Consider the following 689-nt stretch of genomic DNA (forward strand, 5'->3'; position numbering starts at 1 on the left):
ACAGTTTCAGGAAAGGGAGACAATATAGAACAGAGAGAACGATGAGAATGAAAAGCTGCAAAATGCCAAGCAATTGTGTAGCTTTCAGCCCTAATTCTCCTTTAGATAGCCCTATACTTTAGTTTCTCGCATATGAATAAAAGTAAAGCCTTCAATAAGCCCCTACAACCATTACTCTTCTCTACTCTGATCGTTTGTGCTTGGATGCTATTTGTGAGTTGCCAGAAAGAGGCCGGCTCTTCACAAGGAGATGTAGAGGCCATCAAAGCTATAAGTGAAGCCAGAGCAGAAGCCTTGAGGAATAGTAATGCAGCCGGTATCGCTGCCCATTTTACAGAAGATGCTATTCTAATGGCCCCTGACCAACCAGCCCTGATAGGGCGGACAGCGGTAGCGGCTTACTATCAGGCTTTGTTCGACAGCTATACACCTGCACTCAAGAGTGAGTATGAGGAAGTGGAAGTAGCCGGAGATCTGGCTTATGGCAGAGGAATGGCTGAGGTGGTGTTAACCCCTAAGCAAGGAGGAGAAGCCTTAAAATCTACAGCCAAATATCTCAACATTCTCAAACGTCAGTCGGATGGATCCTGGAAAACCACCCATGATATTTGGAATAGTAATGAACCAGCGCAGACACAGAAAAACTAAATTTTGCGTATCTCAAGGAAATTGTTGTAACGCTAACTCCC

1 protein-coding gene is annotated in these 689 nt (G+C 44.7%); it reads left to right on the forward strand.

The features are described 5' to 3' along the window. Window positions 1–132: 132 nt before the first annotated feature. Entirely contained in the window at window positions 133–648 is a 516-nt protein-coding gene (locus Q0590_RS37450; RefSeq protein WP_302042806.1) for a YybH family protein, read from the forward strand. Window positions 649–689: the final 41 nt, after the last annotated feature.

It is taken from the genome of Rhodocytophaga aerolata (assembly GCF_030503435.1).
GTDB lineage: Bacteria > Bacteroidota > Bacteroidia > Cytophagales > 172606-1 > Rhodocytophaga > Rhodocytophaga aerolata.